Here is a 17326-nt window from a genome sequence, read left to right as displayed (position 1 = left end):
CAAGGGGGACAGATGCGACGTCTTGTTGGAGCGGCCCTGGCCGCAATGATGATTGCGTGCGGTTTCGCTGCCCACGCCGAGGAAGGCGAGTTCGACCCCGCCAAGGTGAGCGACAGCCTCAAGGCGATCTTCCAGTTCGGCTCGGTGCAGACCAAGCAGGCGCTGAACGCCAACACGGTGACGCTCATCACCGGCACCATTGGCGGCACCTATGTGCAGTTCGGCGCCGATCTGGCCTCGCTGCTCGACGACGGCAACAATCTGCGCGTCCTGCCGATCGTCGGCCGCGGCTCGGTGCAGAGCGTGGCCGACATCCTGTTCCTGCAGGGCGTCGATCTCGGCGTCGTCCGCGCCGATACGCTCGACTACCTCGAGCGCAAGGGTTTCGCCAAGGACATCAAGCGGCAGTTCACCTACGTCACCAAGCTCTACAATGAAGAGATGCAGGTGATCGCGCCGCGCGCGGTGCGCAACCTGCGTGACCTCGAGGGCCGCCGGGTCAGCGTCGACCTGCCGAATGGCGGCACCTTCGTCACGGCGCTGACGGTGTTCGAGCGGCTTGGCCTGCGCGCCAACTTCGCCTACATCGAGCAGCGCATCGCGATGGAGAAGTTGAAGCGCGGCGAGCTCGATGCCGTCATCGTGGTCGGCGGCAAGCCCTACAAGTCGGTCTCGACCTTCGTGAACGACGGCCGCTTCCATCTCGTCAACGTCGACTACGATCGACCGCTGCAGACCGACTATCTGCCGGCGACCCTGACGGCGAAGGACTACCCGAACCTGATCGCCGAGGGCGAGAAGGTCGACACGATCGCGGTGCCGGCCGTGCTCGCCGCCTATAATTGGGCGCCGAACACCGACCGCTATCGCAAGCTCGCGACCTTCGTCGACGCCTTCTTCACCAAATTCCCGGCATTCCAGAATCCGCCGTTCCATCCGAAGTGGAAGGAGGTCTCGCTGTCGGCGCCGCTGGCCGGCTGGCAGCGGCTGCCGTCCGCGAGCAAATGGCTGGAGAGCCATGCGATGGAAGGCGCACAGCGCGACCGCTTCGATGACTTCCTGAAGCAGAGCAGCGCCGGCAGGGCGATGCCGAGCGAGGCCGACCGCGAGGCGCTGTTCAAGCAGTACCAGGCCTGGGAGGCCGAGAAGACCGGCAGCGCCCGCGCCCAGGCGCGGGGCCAGCGCTGAGCTCGTAGCGTTCGACGAAGTCCCATCAGGAGAAAAGCCCCGCGGATGCGGGGCTTTTTGCTGTTCTGCCCTTCCGAGGCGCTGACTGCGGGCGCCCGGCTTGCCGGCCGGAGCCGCCGTCAGCCGATATTCTCGCCGTCCTTCGCGACGTCAGCGTTCTTGTCTGCCGCCAGCCGCGCGAGTACGGCGCGGGCTGCCGCATGATGGTCGGGCGTGATGTTCGAGGCGACCATGCGGATGGCGGTGGCGAGCACCGCCGCGTCGTCGGTGAAGCCGAGGATGGGCAACACGTCAGGCATGAAGTCGAACGGCACGACGAAGTAGGCGATGGCGCCGAGCAGGGCGACCTGTACGTGCCGGGGTGTCTCCTTGTCGAAGGCGCAGTAATACGCTGCAAGCAGCTCCTCGGCGAATGGCAGCCGCGCGACAACCTTCTTGAACTTGATCCAGAAACGACGGCGAAGGGTCTCGCGATCCCGGGCCAGCCGCTCCGCGGGCTCGAAGCCAACGCTGTAGTCGGTCGCATCCGACATGATGTCCGATCTCCGGTTCCAGACGGCGCTGGGGGCGCGGTCCTCGCCCTCGGATGTGGTGATGGCGACGCCGGCCGCAAGGCGCGTGCCGTCGTCGCCAAGATCTCAGCCGCGCATCGTCGCGGCGATCGCATTCATCGCCTTGGCGAGCGCGATGTCGCGCATGGTCACGCCGCCTGCGTCATGGGTCGTGAGGACCACCTCGACGGTGCGGTAGACGTTGCGCCACTCGGGATGATGGTCAGCCTTTTCAGCGACCAGGGCGACGCGGGTCATGAAGCCGAAGGCTTCGTTGAAGTCTGTGAATGTGAACGTGCGGGCGATGGCCTCACGGCCCTGTGCCTCGGACCAGCCGGGAAGCTCCCGCAAGGCGGTGGCGCGTGCCTCCGTCGACAATGGTTGCGGCATCTCGATCTCCTCTCGTGGTGCAATCGACCGGACACGTGGCAGCATCCGGGCGACTGCGGGGCTACCTCCGGCTGGATCGCGCCGGTGTCCGGTTGCCAAGACTAACCGAAAACGCATCCCGATCAGAGCCTTGTCACAGGCGCGATGCCGGAGGCGCTTGGAACTGCCCCGATCCTCCGGCGACTGGTGCGATGGTAACCATGACGCAGATGTCACTCCGGGCGGACAAGAAATTTGCTACAGTTCGGCTCTATTGAAGGACGACGTGGCCAGACGAAGCCGCCTGTGGCATCGCCCGGGCCTGGACCACCGGAGGACGGGATCTGGTAGATACTCAGACCACGCCAGCGCAGCGCTCACGGATGCGCCCTGCCGTGTTCATCGTCATCGCCGGGATCCTCGCGGTCGTCGGCGCTTTGACGGGTGCCTACTATTTCGCGATGCGTCCCGTGGTGCTCAAGATCGCGGTCGGTCCGCCCAACAGCGACGACCTGAAGGTCGTCCAGGCCCTGACCCAGGCCTTTTCCCAGTCGCACGCCTCCGTCAGGCTGCGGCCGGTTCCGACGGAGGGCGCCGCACAGAGCGCGCAGGCGCTGGCCGCAGGCAAGGTTGATCTCGCGATCGTCCGGGGTGACCTCGAGGTCCCAAAGAACGCGCAGGCCGTGGCGACGCTGCGCAAGAACGTCGCCGTGCTCTGGGTGCCTCCGGGCGGCAAGGGCAAGGGTCGCAAGGGCGCCAAGATTACCAAGATCTCCCAGCTCGCGGGCCACAAGGTCGGCATCATCGGTCGGACCCCGGCGAACGCCAATTTGCTGAAGGTGATCCTGCATCAGTACGGCGTCGACGCCGGCAAGGTCGAGATCGTCCAAGTCCCGATCACCGAGGCCGCCGAAGCCGTGCGCAACCAGCGGGCGGACGTCTATCTTGCGGCCGGACCGATCAATAGCAAGATCACGGCGGATGCGATCGCCGCTGCCACCAAGGACGGCGGCACGCCGACCTTCCTGGCGATCGATTCGGCCGAAGCGATCGCGCAGAACCACCCCGAATATGAATCGACCGAAATTCCCGCCGGCGCGTTTGGCGGCTCGCCCGATCGTCCCGAGGACGAGGTGAAGACCATCAGCTTCAACCACCACATCGTGGCGCGCAAAGGCCTGTCGGATTCGACCGTGTCCGCGTTCACCCATCAGCTGTTTTCGGTGCGCCAGCAATTGCTGTCGGAGTTCCCGCTGGCTGCCAAGATCGAGACCCCCGACACCGACAAGGACGCCGCGATTCCGGCGCATCCCGGCGCGGCGGCGTTCATCAACGGCGAGGAGAAGACATTCCTCGACCGCTACAGCGACTACATCTGGTGGGGCCTGATGGCGCTTTCGGCGATGGGTTCGGCCGGTGCCTGGTTCGCCGGCTATCTCAAGCGCGACGAACGCACCATCAACACCTCGCTGCGCGATCGTCTGCTGGAGATGATCACGATCGCGCGCAAGAGCGATTCGACCGAGGAGCTCGACCAGCTGCAGAGCGAGGCCGACGAGATCCTGCGCAACACGCTGACCTGCTTCGAGGATGGTGCAATCGAGCACGGGGCGTTGACCGCGTTCAACATCGCGCTCGAGCAGTTCCACAACGCGGTGGCCGATCGCAAGCTCATCCTGATGAGCATGCCCGCCAATCTGCAGCGAACCGGCGCGCAGCTGCGTGCCGCCGGCACCTGAGGTCGGACCACGCTTGCCCTGCGGCCGTGTCACGCGCTGTCCACGGCGCGATTGTAATTCCAGCGTCATCAATCTTTTCTAGGTCTGCCGGGCCGTGGCTCGCGCCGGCTCCCGCGCGCGATCCGACCAGGAGATCCGCATGACGCTTCGCATTCCTCGACCGCACACCGCCCTGTCCCGCCGCCGCTTCCTGTCGACGGCCGCCGCAGCCGGCGTCACGACGCTGGCGATGCCCTATCTGAGCCGCGCCGCCGACCGGCCGCAGATCACGCATGGCGTGCAGTCCGGCGACGTCGGCATGGATGGTGGCGTGGTCTGGGCGCGCGCGGACCGGCCGTCGCAGATGCTGGTCGAGGTGGCGACCACCGAGTCGTTCAAGGACGCACGGGCGCTGCCACCGATCGCCGCGCTTCCGGAAAGCGACTTCACGGCCAAGATGCTGATCGACGGCCTTCCGAGCGGCCAGGACATCTTCTACCGTGTCAAGTTCCGGGACCTGTCGCATACCGCCGTCGAAAGCGAGGCCGTGGCCGGCCGCTTCCGCACCGCGCCAGGCAACAAGCGCGACGTCTCGTTCGTCTGGGGCGGCGACGTGGCGGGGCAGGGCTGGGGCATCAATCCCGATGATGGCGGCATGTTCACCTTCTCGACGATGAGGAAGCACCGCCCGGACTTCTTCCTGCACTCCGGCGACACCATCTACGCCGACGGTCCGATCAAGTCCGAGGTGAAGCTGCCGGACAACAAGGTGTGGAAGAACCTCACCGTGGAAGAGAAGGCCAAGGTCGCCGAGACGCTCGACGAATTCCGTGCCGCCCACAAATACAATTTCCTCGACGAGAACGTTCGCGCCTTCAATGCCGAGGTGCCGATCTTCGTGCAGTGGGACGATCACGAGGTCACCAACAACTGGTCGGCCTCCAAGGAGCTGCCCGCCGCCTACAAGGAGCGCAACATCCAGTTGCTCGCGGCCCGCGCGGCGCGCGCCTTCCACGAGATGTATCCGATGCGCGAGAGCATCATCGAGCCGGGCCGAGTCTATCGCACCATCAACTATGGCCCGCATCTCGACGTGTTCGTGCTCGACGAGCGCAGCTACCGCGGCGCCAACGGTCCCAATCTCGAGGACAAGTATGGTCCGGCGTCCTACTTCATCGGGCCGGAGCAGATGCGCTGGTTGAAGCAGGCGCTGCTCAATTCCCGCGCGACCTGGAAGGTGATCGCCTCCGACATGCCGCTCAGCATCATCGTCTATGACGACGCGGCCAACAAGAAGGGCTCGGAAGCCATCGCCCAGGGTGACGGCCCGGCGCGCGGCCGCGAGCTCGAGATTGCCGAGGTCCTGCGCTTCATCAAGACCGCGCCGATCCAGAACACGGTGTGGCTGACGGCGGACGTGCACTACGCGGCCGCGCATTATTACGATCCGAACAAGGCGCAGTTCCAGGACTTCGAGCCGTTCTGGGAGTTCGTCTCCGGTCCGCTGCATGCCGGCACGTTCGGTCCGAACGAGCTCGACAACACCTTCGGCCCCGAGGTGCGCTTCATCAAGGCGCCCGGCCTCGACAAGCAGAATCTGCCGCCGTCGGCCGGCATGCAGTTCTTCGGCCACGTCAAGATCGAAGGCGCCACGGGCCAGATGACCGTGACCCTGCGGGATCGCGCCGACGTCGCGCTGTGGTCGACCACGCTCGATCCGAAGCTGGGCTGAGCCTTCCGCGTCGGCGACCGCGTGCGGCGACCGCAACTAATCGCGTCGCCGCAGCACCGCCTCCAGCGCCTCGGTCGGGCAAGGCTTCGGCAGCCGCGGCCGGTCGGCGAACGAGGGTGGCACGCGGTCGGCGCCATAGCCGGTCGAGAATGCGAAGGGAATGCCGAGCGCCGTCAGCCGCTCGGCAATCGCAAAGCTCTTTTCGCGGACCAGGCCGACATCGAGCAGCGCGAATTGCGGGACGCGCTCGGCGATCATGGCGAGCGCGGTTGCGACGTCGGCTGCGATCCTGATGTCGGGAACGCCGAGGTCGGTGATGGTGTCTTCCAGTCCGAGCGCAATGATGGGGTCGTCTTCGACGACCAGCACATGCTGATAGAACTCGGGCACGCCTGATTGCGAGCTGGTCATGGGATCTGCGGGTTCCAGGATGAGGGATGGACCCCGCGGCCGGCGCCTCCTCTCGAGCGCGCTGGCGGGTTCCTGGAACCAAGGCAGCACATCAGAGTTCCTCTGTCGGTGCACTTGTGAACACAAGGTGCACGGATCACGCACATGCGTTGCGCACGGGGATGACGATGCTGAGCCAAGGTGTGGCCACGCTGAGCCGGGAGCGGCCCTACAACAACCTGCTGCGGCGGCTCAGTCCGGCCGACTACGCGCTGATCTCGCCTTATCTGGTGGAGGACGAGGCAACGCCGAACGAGCTGCTCTACAGTCCGGGTGACGACGTCCAGATCGTGCATTTTCCCTGCGGGCCGGCGCTTACGTCCTATCTCGTTCCCAATGAGGATGGCCGCGACGTCGAGACCATTCTGGTCGGCCGCGAGGGCGCCGTCGGCGGGATCGTCAGCGAGGGCTTCCTGCCGGCCTACACGCGGATCGTCGTCAAGTTCGGCGGCCCGTTCGCACGGCTGCCGCTGTCCCGCCTGGCGGCCGCCAAGCTGCAATCCAAGACGCTGCGCAACGTGTTCGCGCGCTACGCCGATTGCATGCTGGCACAGATGTTCCAGTCGACCGCCTGCAACGCGATCCATTCGATCGAGCAGCGGACGGCGAAGTGGATCGTGGCCGCGATGGACCGTACCGATGGCGAGCCGATCGTGCCGCTGACGCATGAGCAGTTGGCAACGCTGCTGGGCGTCGGCCGCAGCTACGTCAGCCGGGTTGTCCAGACCTTCAGGGCCGAGGGTATTCTCGAAACCCGCCGCGGCGCCTTCATGGTGCGGGACTTCGACGCGCTGAAGCGCCGCTCCTGCCTGTGCAACGAGGCCGTGAAGACCCATTTCGAGGAGGTCCTGCGCGGCGTCTATCCGACCGAGCAGGCCGCGGCGGGCTGAGCCTGCAGGCGCCATTGACTTTCCGCGCACAGACACCGGCCAACCGCGTTGGCTGTCAGCGCTGGTCCTCGTGGGATTGCCGGTCGGAGTGGTTGGTCTCGTCTTCTCCCGCGCTGCCCGGAAGCGTGCGGTCGCGGAGGCGTTAGCCAGCCGCTCGGAAACCGCTCCTCGTTCCTGAAAGCAGTCATTGTTTTTTGGCATTTTTTGCCTATATTGCGCCGCAACGCGTGAGGTCTGCCCGGTCGATTGGCCGGGCTTCCTATTTGGGGCTGCCGGCCCCTGCCGCCGAACGAGTTTCGCGAGCGCGCGTCGCAAAGCTAACAGCTTGATTCGACTATAACAAAGCGCGCGCCCCGCCGGGGACAGAGCACGAGCTCTTGAGAAAGCTTAGAAGACACCGACCATGAATCTTCGCAACATCGCCATCATCGCCCACGTCGACCACGGCAAGACCACCCTGGTTGATCGTCTCCTGCAGCAGTCGGGTACCTTCCGCGAGAACCAGAAGGTCGCCGAGCGCGCCATGGACTCCAACGATCTGGAGCGCGAGCGCGGCATCACCATCCTGGCCAAGGCCGCCTCGGTGCAGTGGAAGGACACCCGCATCAACATCGTCGACACTCCCGGCCACGCCGATTTCGGCGGCGAGGTCGAGCGCATCCTGAACATGGTGGACGGCGCCCTGGTGCTGGTCGACGCCGCCGAGGGTCCGCTGCCGCAGACCAAGTTCGTGGTCTCCAAGGCGCTCAAGGTCGGCCTCAAGCCGATCGTCGTCATCAACAAGGTCGACCGTCCCGACGCCCGTCCGACCGAGGTCATCAACGAGGTGTTCGACCTGTTCGCCGCGCTCGACGCGTCCGAGGAGCAGCTCGACTTCCCGATCCTGTACGGCTCGGCCAAGCAGGGCTGGATGGCCGAGAGCCCGGAAGGTCCGAAGGACGCCGGGATGCAGCCGCTGTTCGACCTGGTGCTGCGCCATGTGCCGGCGCCGTCGGTCGAAGAGGGACCGTTCCGCATGATCGGCACCATCCTGGAGGCCAACAACTTCCTGGGTCGCATCATCACCGGCCGCATCACCTCGGGCAGCATCAAGCCCAACCAGGCCGTGAAGGTGCTGAACGCCGAAGGCAAGGTCGTCGAGCAGGGCCGTATTTCCAAGATTCTCGCGTTCCGCGGCATCGAGCGCGTGCCGCTCGACGAGGCCGAGGCCGGTGACATCGTCGCCATCGCGGGCCTGACCAAGGGCACCGTCGCCGACACGTTCTGCGATCCCTCGGTCGAGACTCCGCTCCCGGCGCAGCCGATCGACCCGCCAACCGTGTCGATGTCCTTCATCGTCAACAACTCGCCGCTGGCGGGCACCGAAGGCGACAAGGTCACGAGCCGCATGATCCGCGACCGCCTGCTGCGCGAGGCCGAGGGCAATGTCGCGCTGCGCGTCGTCGAATCCGCCGACAAGGACGCCATGGAAGTGTCGGGCCGCGGCGAATTGCAGCTCGCGATCCTGATCGAGACCATGCGCCGCGAAGGCTTCGAGCTGTCGGTGTCGCGTCCGCGCGTGGTGCTGCAGAAGGACGAGGCCACCGGCGCGTGGCTGGAGCCGATCGAGGAGGTCGTGATCGACGTCGACGAGGAGCATTCCGGCGTCGTCGTGCAGAAGATGAGCGAGCGCAAGTCCGAGATGATCGAGATGCGCCCGTCCGGCGGCAACCGCCTGCGGCTGGTGTTCTACGCGCCGACCCGCGGCCTGATCGGCTATCAGGGCGAGCTGCTCACGGACACCCGCGGCACCGCGATCATGAACCGCCTGTTCCACGGCTATGCCCCGTTCAAGGGCGAGATCGCCGGCCGCCGCAACGGCGTCTTGATCTCCAACGACCAGGGCGAGGCGGTGGCCTACGCGATGTTCAAGCTGGAGGACCGCGGCCCGATGATGATCGAGCCGGGCTGGAAGGTCTATCGCGGCATGATCGTCGGCGAGCACACCCGCGACAACGATCTCGAGATCAACGTTCTGAAGGGCAAGCAGCTCACCAACATCCGCACCACGTCGAAGGACGAGGCAGTCCGCCTGACGCCGCCGATCAAGATGACGCTGGAAAAGGCGCTCGCCTATATCGAGGACGACGAGCTGGTCGAGGTCACGCCGAAGTCGATCCGGCTGCGCAAGAAGCATCTCGATCCGAACGAGCGCAAGCGCGCCGAGAAGCAGAAGGAAGCGGTGGCGTAATTTCCGCCCTCCATTCTCAAATGCGTCATGGCCGGGCTTGTCCCGGCCATCCACGTTTTGGGGCTTGCGAGGACGACGTGGATGCCCGGGACAAGGCCGGGCATGACGACGGAGTTGGATGAGCCAATGTCTTTCCCATCCTCCATCGACATCGCCATCATCGGGGCGGGTGCCGCGGGCCTCGGCGCCGCACATGCGCTGCAGGACAAGGGCGTCTCGTTCATCGTCCTGGAGGCCCGCGGCCGCATCGGCGGGCGTGCCCACACCATCATGGCTTCGCCTGATGTCACGTTCGATCTCGGCTGCGGCTGGCTGCATTCGGCCGATCGCAATTCGTTCGTCGCCATCGCCGGGAAGCTCGCTTTCGCCATCGACAAGTCACGTCCACCTTGGCGCGATCAGGCGTATGAGGCGGCATTCCCGCGCGAAGAGCGCGAAGAATTCATCCGCGCGCTGGAGGCGTTCTTCATGCGTACCGCGGAGGCTGCCAGGAGCGGCCGCGATGCGCCTGCGAGCATCTGCCTCGAGCCCGGCAATCGCTGGAACGGCATGATCGACGCGATCTGCACCTATCTCAACGGCTGCGAGCTGGCGCAGATGTCGCTGCTCGACTTCGATGCCTATGAGGACACCGAGCTGAACTGGCGGATCCGCCGCGGCTATGGCGCCCTCGTTGCAGCCTACGGTGCGGACCTGCCGATCGTGCTCGACTGCAACGTGACGCTGATCGACCGTGGCGACAGGCGCATCCGCCTGACGACGTCACAGGGCACGCTGACGGCCGACAAGGTCATCGTGACCGTGCCGACCAATCTCATCGCCGACGAAGCGCTCCGTTTCACGCCGGCGCTGCATGCCAAGGTCGAAGCCGCTACCGGCCTGCCACTCGGGCTGGACAACAAGGTGACGCTGGCGCTCGACGGCTGGGAGCACCTGCCGAGGGATTCGGGCATGCGCGGCCGCAGCCACACCGCGCGGGTCGGCAGCTTCCAGCTGCGCCCGTTCGGCCAGCCCTGCATCGAAGGCTTTTATGGCGGCAGCTTCGCCCGCGAGATCGAGGCGGCGGGCGAGGGGGCCTTGGCGGCGCAGGCGATCGACGACATCGCGGCCCTGCTCGGCAACGACATCCGCAACAGCCTCCGTCCGCTCGCCGAGTCCCGCTGGGGCGCCGACCCGTTCGCGCGCGGCGCCTATTCGCATGCACTGCCCGGACATGCCGACAAGCGCGCCGTGCTGGCCGCGCCGGTTGATGATCGGCTGTTCTTCGCCGGCGAGGCGACGCCCCCGGATTTCTTTTCGACCGCCCATGGCGCGCGTGACAGCGGCGAGCGCGCGGCGCGGGAAGCTCTGGCGTCATTAACCAGGCGCTAGTCCATCGATCGTCATTGCGAGCCCAGCGAAGCAGTCCAGACTGTCACCGCGGTGGGATTTCCGGATCGCTTTCGCTGCGCTCGCGATGACGTGCCGATCAATACGTCTCCTCCACCATCCGCAGAAACTCCCGCGCGGCCTGCGTCTGGTGATGCTCTTTGTGGCGCAGGCTGTAGAAGTGCCGCTTGGGCAGCTCGATGTTGGCGACGGCGAGCAGCCCGGCCTTGACGGCGCGCATGACCACGAGGCGCGACAGCACCGTGACGCCGGCGCCGGCTTCGACGGCGCCGCGCACGGCCTCGTTGGACGGCAGGTCGAACACCACATCGAGCTCGGCCGGGGTGATTCCGAAGCGGCCAAGCGCTGTTTCGAGCGCGGCGCGCGTGCCGGAGCCCTGCTCGCGCAACACCCAGCGCGCCGTCCTCAGGTCGCCGGTTGTCACTGACCTTCCGCGGCACAGCGGATGATCGATCGGACCGACCAGCACCATGTTGTCCTGCGCGACCGGCTGAACCGTGAGCACGGGATCGTCGACATCGCCCTCGATGAAGCCTAGATCGGCAGAGCCCTCGCGGACCTGGGTCGCGACCTGCTCGGTATTGCCGATCGACAGCTGCAGCTTGATCGCCGGATGCGCGGCACTGAAGCGGTGAATGAAGGCCGGCAGCCAATAGCCCGCGATGGTCTGGCTGGCCGCCAGCGCCAGCTGCCCGCGCTTCAGGCCGGCGAGATCGTTCAGCACGGTCTCGGCGGCGGCCGCGCGCGCCAGCACCGCCTTTGCTTCGACGAGAAACGCCTTCCCGGTCGCCGTGAGCACGATGCGGCGTCCGACGCGATCGAACAGCCTGGTCTCGTAGCGCGCTTCGAGCGCGGCCACAGCCGCCGATGTCGCCGACTGGGTCAAATTGAGGTCGCGCGCCGCCTGGGTGACGTGCTCGCGGGTCGCGACCGCAACGAAGATCCTGAGCTGTTCGAGCGTCACAAGCGTCCTATGTGGTGAGCTTCACCAGGGCCAGGCTGAAGCCTGCGATGAACAGGAAGGCGAGCAGGCCCAGCGCCAGCGGCCGCAGGCCCTTGGCCTTGAGCTTGGCGAAATCCGTTTCCAGTCCCATCGCGGCCAGCGCCATCGACAGCAGGAACGTGGTCGCCGTCACGATCACGGTCTTCATCTCGGCGGGAATGCTGATCACGCTGTTGAGGCCGACCAGCGCGATGAAGCCGAACACGAACCAGGGCAGTGGCGGCTGCGCATTGCCTCGGGTCTCGCCGCCATGGCGCGCACGCCGCGTTGCCAGCAGGCCGAGCGTGAGCACGACCGGCGCCAGCAGCATCACGCGGGCGAGCTTGGCGATGGTGCCGAACTCGCCGGCCTGCTGGCCCTGCTGAAACGCGGCCGCGACCACCTGGGCGATCTCGTGAATGGAGGCGCCGCTCCACAGGCCGAAGGCGTGCGCGTCGAGATGCAGCAGCGCCGGAAGCAGCGGATAGATGAACATTGCGATCGAGCCGAACACCGTGACGCAGGCCACCGCATAGGCGACGTCCTCGTCATGGGCGCGCGTGACCGTGTTGGTCGCGATCACGGCGGACGCACCGCAGATCGAGGTGCCCGCGGCGATCAGCTCCGCCAGCTTGCGATTGACGCCGAGCAGCTGTCCCATCCACACCGTGAACAGGAAGGTGCCGGTGAGGCTCAGCGCGATCACGGCGAGACCACGCGCGCCGACCTCGACGATCTGCGTCGCCGTCAGTTGCAGGCCCAGCAGGATGATCGCCAGCCGCAGTACGCGACGCATCGAGAAGGCGACGCCGGGCTTGGCCCGCGCCGGTGTGCCGACCACGTTGTGCAGCGCCATCCCTGCCACGATCGCCAGGATCATCGGGCTGAACAGGCCGAGGCCCGGCAGCAGGCGCAGCCCGAAGGCGCCGGCCGCGAGCGCCGCGGACAGCGCGAGCCCGGGCAGCAGCGTCGGTGCCGCCGGCGTCGCAGGCGCGTGCATAGGTCGATGATGAATGGCAACGGGCGCATCGGCGATCAGATCGTGCGAGGGGGCAGCCATGGAAATCTCTCCCAAACCAAGTGCGAGGAAGAGAATTTCATGCTGTGAACAATCGATCCAACAGATTATATCGCACGTATCATTCGGTTCAATCGATTAATCGGTGCTCGTGGCCGCATCTCACCGCCGACCGGATCACGACTCCAGCACCCGCTTGCGCAGCTCGGCATCCGGCACGAAGCAGGATTCGTATTTGCCGAAGATATGGTAGCGGTTGCGTGCGACCATGCCATAGACCGCATCGCGCAGCGGCTTCGGAATGGCGCGCAGTGCGCGCGTCCAGCTCCAGCCCGGCAGGTTCGACAATACGGTCAGCGCAGCATCGGATTTCAGATGCGCCTTGCCGCCATGCACGACCGCATTGGTGTCGGGGTCCTGGGGATCGATGCCGAAGGCCTGCGCCAGCCGGGTGCCGTAGGGCGACTGGATCGGCGTGAAGCGGAAGCGCTTGGCGGTGTCGCGCGCGATCACGAACTGCACCCAGCGGGAGCAGAACACGCAGACGCCGTCGTAGAGGATCACGTCATCGTCGGGCCAGTTGGTCATCAGCGATTGTCCATCATGAGCAGCGCGACCAGCATCAGCACGATCGCAGGTCCCGTCTTCACCAGGGCGCCGAGCGGCTCGAGCCAGAGATCGGGGGTGAGGATCGCGCAGCCGAGCATGTAGCCGAGCGAGACGAGGATGCCGGCGGCGAGCCCGAATGCTGCGGTCTTGCGGAACGCGATCAATAGACCGACCGAAATGTCCATCATGCTGGTGATCGCCGCGAACGGAATCGCAAAGCCTTCCGGCCAGCCGTGCGTGGTCAGGACCGCCGTGGTCGCCGGGAACGAGACGAACAGTGCAATCGACCCCGATGCGACCCAGAACAGCACGAGGCTCGCGATGATCAGTGCCTTGATCAGGAACAGCCGCGCGAACCATTTGTCCTGAATGGTGGCGCCACGCGTGCCGAGGGCGTCCAGCGGTGTGGGGGTGATGCCGGTTGCCGCGATCCATGGTGCGGGATCGCCGTGCACCCCGCGACGAAGCTCGGCGATCGCGGTGGTGCGCATCGGCGGCATCCAGCCGAGCCGGCTGCAGAGGTCACCGGCGAAAGCGCCGAGATTGATCAGTAGTGCGGGCACGGCAACGCGTGGCCAATCCGTCGTGCCGAAACTGCGCCGAAATGCATCGACGACGTCGCCAAGCGTCACCGCCTCGGGCTGCATCAGGTCCCAGCTCACCGCGCGTGTCGCCTCGTCATCGATCGGCCGCATCGCGAGCCAGGCGATGGTCGCGGCGATGTCCGCCACCGCCACCGGCTGGAACGGCGTCGCCGCATCCCTCGCCGGCAGGTCGACCGGAAGCGCCGCGAGCGCGCGGACCATCGCGCTGCCGCCATAGGCCGATGGCGCGATCACGAAGCCCGGGCGCAGGATGGCGTAGGGAATGTCTGAGGATGCAATCAACTGCTCCGCCTCGCGCTTGGTGGTCGCGAAGGCGGTGCGATCCTGATCGGCCGTGCCGGGGATCGAGATGTGAATGAAGCGTACGCGACGGCCGCAGGCCGTGATCGCTGCGAGCACGCGCGCGACGAACTCACGATGCACGGCAGCGGTATCGCTGCCCGGACCATCCTGCAGGACGCCGAGGCAGTTGACGACGACGTCGATCTCGTGGGCGCGGATCAGACTCGCCAAAGCCGGCGCATCGAGCGCCATGATAGGCAGCTCGATGTCGAACGGTGACGTGCGTTGTGATGGCGAGAACGCGCGCGCCACACCGACCGTCGCACAGCCGCGCTGGCGCAGATCGTCGGTGATGAAGCGTCCGATCAGGCCGGAGGCGCCAAGCACGAGGATGCGGGGGTTGGTTGACGTGATCATGCGCGTCTCGTCAGAACGGCTTTGCGATCATCAGCCAGAGAGTGGCCATGACCGCGCCGAAACCGGGGATGCCGCACAGGAACCAGCGGCGGAAGACGATGAAGTAGCGCGGCGGCAGCGCCTGGGCGCTGATATCAGCAGCACGGGCGAGGTCGCGCAGTTCGATCTGCATGAAGATCACGGGGACCCAGAACAGGCCGGCGACGGCGTAGAGTGCGAGCGAGGTGAGCAGCCAGCGCTCGGTCATCGCTGTCGACGACAGCCACATCAGCGTGCCGCCGGTGACTGGTTGCAGCAGCACCGCCGAGAGCGTGAACAGCATGTCGGCAATGACGACGACGCCTGCGGTGCGCGCGATGAACGCGGCCTCGCCGCTCAGATGCGCCATCAGCATGAAGAATGCGATCCCCGTGCCGGTGCCGAGAATGACGATGGCGCCGAGCACGTGGAGATATTTGACAAGGAAATACAGCGTCATCGTGTCCTGCTAGTTCGGCGGCATCGGATGCGTCGATCGACGTGTCGTTGTCAGCGCCCGCGACAGCAAATCCGCCGCCAGTGCCACGCCGTCGTCGTGCTCGATCATCCAATGCCCCTCCTCGCCGGACGCCGGCAACAGATTGAAGTCCGCCCGGCCTCCGGCCAAGCCGAAGGCCTCCGCAAGCCGACGCGAAAGCGGCGGTGGAAAGTAGCTGTCATTGGCCGCGACCAGCCACGTGACCGGCACGCGCGCGCCGCGTCCAAATGCGCGGGCCGTATCAAGCAGGCGCGCCTCTGCACAGACGCGCCCTGGCACGTCGTCGGCATGGCCGCCACGGCCGGGCGCGAACACGACGATTGTCGAGACGATCTGCGGCGGTTGATCGGCGAGTGCCAGCGCGCCCCAGCCGCCGGCCGAATGGCCGACGACGACGGCGCCGCCATTCGCCGTGAACGGCTGCTCGCGCATGTAGGCAAGCGCGCGCGAAATCTGCGCCGCCGTCGCGCGTCCTGCTTTCTCGTAGTCCGCGTCGGCGCAGCCGCCCTGGTCTTCGACATAGGGACCGCCGGTGCGGCCGTGCCCGAGCCGCTCCGGGACCAGCACGGCATAGCCCCGCCGACCAGGAGACGCGCCAGCGCCGTGTAGGTGGGCTGCGGCAGCTGTGCCCGCCACAGCGGATTCTGCGTCGAGGCATGCGCGATCACGGCCAGCGGAAACGGTCCACCGCCAGCAGGCCGATAGAGGATCGCATGCGCGGGAATTTCGGTCTCGATCGACGGAATCAGCCATTGCTGCCGGCGCGCAGGCTCGGCTTCGGGCGACGCGGGACCGAACGGCTGTGCCGTTGCGCCGGCTGCGACCGACAGGACGACCAGCGCGAGCAACCATGAGACGCAGCGAAGCAGCACCATTCAGCCGAACGGGAGGATGTTGAGCCTGCGCCACACTAGCCGAGGCCGCGGCCCGTCCGATGCGATTTTTCCTACGCGGCGTGAGGCTGCGGTGACAGGGCACCGTCGACCCTCAACAATGTTGCGAATTTGTCCCTTTTCGGCACAGCTTTCCGCCACGGTGATGCCGAAAGTCCACAGGTTAACCGATCTTTAACGTGGCACCTTGAAGGCGGACCGCCGACTTGCTTTGATCCACTCATGAGCACAACCCTGATCGAAGTCCGTCCGGCCAAGGCTGCAGATGCGGCTGCGGTGGCGTCAGCCCATGATGAAGCCTGGCGTTCCGCCTACCAGGGAATCATCCCTGGCGCAGAGCTGGAGAAGCTGATCAACCGGCGCGGCCCGCAATGGTGGGACAGCGCGATCCGCAAAGGCAGCCGCGTCAGCGTGCTGGTGTTCAACGACAAGGTCGCAGGCTATGCGAATTACGGCCGCAATCGCGCCCGCAGCCTGCACTTCGACGGTGAAGTCTACGAGCTTTATCTGCGACCGGAATTTCAGGGGCTGGGGTTCGGTCGCCGGCTCTTCCAGTCCGCCAAGCGCGACCTCGCGCAGAGCGGCCTGAAGAGCATGGTGGTGTGGGCGTTGTCCGACAACGATCCCGCCACCGAGTTCTACCGCGCCTTGGGTGGCCGGATGGTCGCGCGGTCGTCGGAGCGCTTCGGGCCGAAGTCGCTCGACAAGGTTGCCTTTGCCTGGACCAACTGAGCCTGGGCCGGCCGTGCTCCGGGCGCGTTAAACGTTAACGCGCCAGCGAATTGAACTGGAATTGAACTGAAAGTGTTGGCTTGAGGTAGCTGTTGCGCAGCCGCGTTTTTTTTGCGACTGCGAATGTCAGCGCTCGCCTGTCGAGCGTCCGACCCTCAACGTTCAAGTTCTCAAACGTTCAAGTTCTACGGAGCATCCATGCGCATCGACGCCATCCCGATCGGGAAAGATCCGCCGCGCGAGGTCAACGTCGTCATCGAAGTGCCGGTCGGCGGCGAGCCGATCAAGTACGAGCTCGACAAGGAAGCCGGCACTCTGTTCGTCGACCGCTTCCTCTATACGGCGATGCGCTACCCCGGCAATTACGGCTTCATCCCGCACACGCTGTCCAATGACGGCGACCCCTGCGACGTGCTGGTCGCCAACACGCGCGCGATCGTGCCCGGCGCGGTCATGAGCGTGCGCCCAGTCGGCGTGCTGCTGATGGAGGACGAGGCTGGCGGCGATGAGAAGATCATCGCGGTGCCGTCCTCGAAGCTGACCCAGCGCTACGACAAGGTCCGCACCTATTCGGACCTGCCGGACATCACGCTGCAGCAGATCCGGCACTTCTACGAGCACTACAAGGATCTCGAGCCCGGCAAATGGGTGAAGGTGCTGCGTTGGGGCAATGCCGACGACGCCCACCAGTTGATTGCCGAGGGCATCGCCCGCGCCAAGGCGGCGAAGAAGTAGGGCGCGCGGAAGCTCCAAA

Annotated in this window: 16 protein-coding genes and 1 pseudogene; 8 read left to right on the top strand and 9 right to left on the bottom strand. The window is 66.0% G+C overall.

The genetic code is table 11. From position 1 onward, the window contains the following. Positions 1-12: 12 nt before the first annotated feature. The gene (locus ACQR0U_RS00755; protein WP_315716753.1) at positions 13-1188 is read left to right on the top strand and encodes a TAXI family TRAP transporter solute-binding subunit; all 1176 of its coding nucleotides are present in this window, start codon (positions 13-15) and stop codon (positions 1186-1188) included. A gap of 119 nt (positions 1189-1307) precedes the next feature. Here ACQR0U_RS00755 and ACQR0U_RS00750 read toward each other — a convergent pair whose 3' ends face one another. Further along, the gene (locus tag ACQR0U_RS00750) at positions 1308-1721 is read right to left on the bottom strand and encodes a YkvA family protein (RefSeq protein WP_434842456.1); all 414 of its coding nucleotides are present in this window, start codon (positions 1719-1721) and stop codon (positions 1308-1310) included. Between the two features lie 105 nt (positions 1722-1826). Next, positions 1827-2129 carry a 4a-hydroxytetrahydrobiopterin dehydratase gene (locus tag ACQR0U_RS00745; RefSeq protein WP_434842455.1) on the bottom strand — a complete coding sequence of 101 codons (303 nt, stop codon included), beginning with the start codon at positions 2127-2129 and terminating at the stop codon, positions 1827-1829. A gap of 374 nt (positions 2130-2503) precedes the next feature. Between ACQR0U_RS00745 and ACQR0U_RS00740 the strand changes: the two genes are divergently transcribed. Both ACQR0U_RS00740 and ACQR0U_RS00735 read left to right on the top strand, forming a co-directional pair. Continuing rightward, entirely contained in the window at positions 2504-3847 is a 1344-nt protein-coding gene (locus tag ACQR0U_RS00740) for a TAXI family TRAP transporter solute-binding subunit (protein WP_316183624.1), read from the top strand. A gap of 139 nt (positions 3848-3986) precedes the next feature. After that, on the top strand, positions 3987-5558 hold the full coding sequence (locus ACQR0U_RS00735; protein WP_434842454.1) for an alkaline phosphatase D family protein: 1572 nt from the start codon (positions 3987-3989) through the stop codon (positions 5556-5558). 36 nt (positions 5559-5594) lie between these two features. On the opposite strand, the gene ACQR0U_RS00730 is transcribed toward ACQR0U_RS00735, so the two are convergent. After that, positions 5595-5969 carry a response regulator gene (locus tag ACQR0U_RS00730; protein WP_434842453.1) on the bottom strand — a complete coding sequence of 125 codons (375 nt, stop codon included), beginning with the start codon at positions 5967-5969 and terminating at the stop codon, positions 5595-5597. A 167-nt stretch (positions 5970-6136) separates the two neighbouring features. Between ACQR0U_RS00730 and ACQR0U_RS00725 the strand changes: the two genes are divergently transcribed. The 3 genes from ACQR0U_RS00725 (at position 6137) to ACQR0U_RS00715 (ending at position 10499) form a co-directional block, all read left to right on the top strand. Further along, complete coding sequence (locus ACQR0U_RS00725; RefSeq protein WP_316191532.1) at positions 6137-6898, top strand: Crp/Fnr family transcriptional regulator; 762 nt, start codon at positions 6137-6139, stop codon at positions 6896-6898. A gap of 403 nt (positions 6899-7301) precedes the next feature. Further along, entirely contained in the window at positions 7302-9128 is a 1827-nt protein-coding gene (gene typA / locus ACQR0U_RS00720; RefSeq protein ID WP_315716745.1) for a translational GTPase TypA, read from the top strand. A gap of 126 nt (positions 9129-9254) precedes the next feature. Further along, positions 9255-10499, top strand: a complete 1245-nt coding sequence (locus tag ACQR0U_RS00715) for a flavin monoamine oxidase family protein (RefSeq protein WP_434842452.1) — start codon at positions 9255-9257, stop codon at positions 10497-10499. A 97-nt stretch (positions 10500-10596) separates the two neighbouring features. On the opposite strand, the gene ACQR0U_RS00710 is transcribed toward ACQR0U_RS00715, so the two are convergent. The 6 genes and pseudogenes from ACQR0U_RS00710 to ACQR0U_RS00685 all read right to left on the bottom strand — a co-directional run bounded on the left by ACQR0U_RS00710 (position 10597) and on the right by ACQR0U_RS00685 (position 15822). Next, positions 10597-11481 carry a LysR family transcriptional regulator gene (locus tag ACQR0U_RS00710; RefSeq protein WP_434842451.1) on the bottom strand — a complete coding sequence of 295 codons (885 nt, stop codon included), beginning with the start codon at positions 11479-11481 and terminating at the stop codon, positions 10597-10599. Between the two features lie 7 nt (positions 11482-11488). After that, positions 11489-12559: a YeiH family protein gene (locus tag ACQR0U_RS00705; protein ID WP_434842450.1), complete on the bottom strand. Its 1071-nt coding sequence runs from the start codon at positions 12557-12559 to the stop codon at positions 11489-11491. 135 nt (positions 12560-12694) lie between these two features. Then, positions 12695-13105, bottom strand: a complete 411-nt coding sequence (locus tag ACQR0U_RS00700) for a thiol-disulfide oxidoreductase DCC family protein (protein ID WP_434842449.1) — start codon at positions 13103-13105, stop codon at positions 12695-12697. After that, positions 13105-14430, bottom strand: a complete 1326-nt coding sequence (locus tag ACQR0U_RS00695) for an SDR family oxidoreductase (RefSeq protein WP_434842448.1) — start codon at positions 14428-14430, stop codon at positions 13105-13107. The genes ACQR0U_RS00700 and ACQR0U_RS00695 overlap by 1 nt, the downstream gene beginning before the upstream one ends. A gap of 10 nt (positions 14431-14440) precedes the next feature. Continuing rightward, entirely contained in the window at positions 14441-14908 is a 468-nt protein-coding gene (locus ACQR0U_RS00690; RefSeq protein WP_316193773.1) for a DUF2269 family protein, read from the bottom strand. A gap of 9 nt (positions 14909-14917) precedes the next feature. Next, a pseudogene (locus ACQR0U_RS00685) lies at positions 14918-15822 on the bottom strand (dienelactone hydrolase family protein). Between the two features lie 240 nt (positions 15823-16062). Here ACQR0U_RS00685 and ACQR0U_RS00680 point away from each other — a divergent pair. Next, positions 16063-16572, top strand: a complete 510-nt coding sequence (locus ACQR0U_RS00680; RefSeq protein ID WP_006611902.1) for a GNAT family N-acetyltransferase — start codon at positions 16063-16065, stop codon at positions 16570-16572. A 198-nt stretch (positions 16573-16770) separates the two neighbouring features. Continuing rightward, positions 16771-17307, top strand: a complete 537-nt coding sequence (gene ppa, locus ACQR0U_RS00675) for an inorganic diphosphatase (protein ID WP_315716738.1) — start codon at positions 16771-16773, stop codon at positions 17305-17307. The last annotated feature ends 19 nt before the right edge of the window (positions 17308-17326 follow it).

The sequence above is a fragment of the Bradyrhizobium sp. HKCCYLRH3097 genome (assembly GCF_051167875.1).
Lineage (GTDB): Bacteria > Pseudomonadota > Alphaproteobacteria > Rhizobiales > Xanthobacteraceae > Bradyrhizobium.
This window is presented reverse-complemented; position numbering and strand designations above follow the sequence as displayed.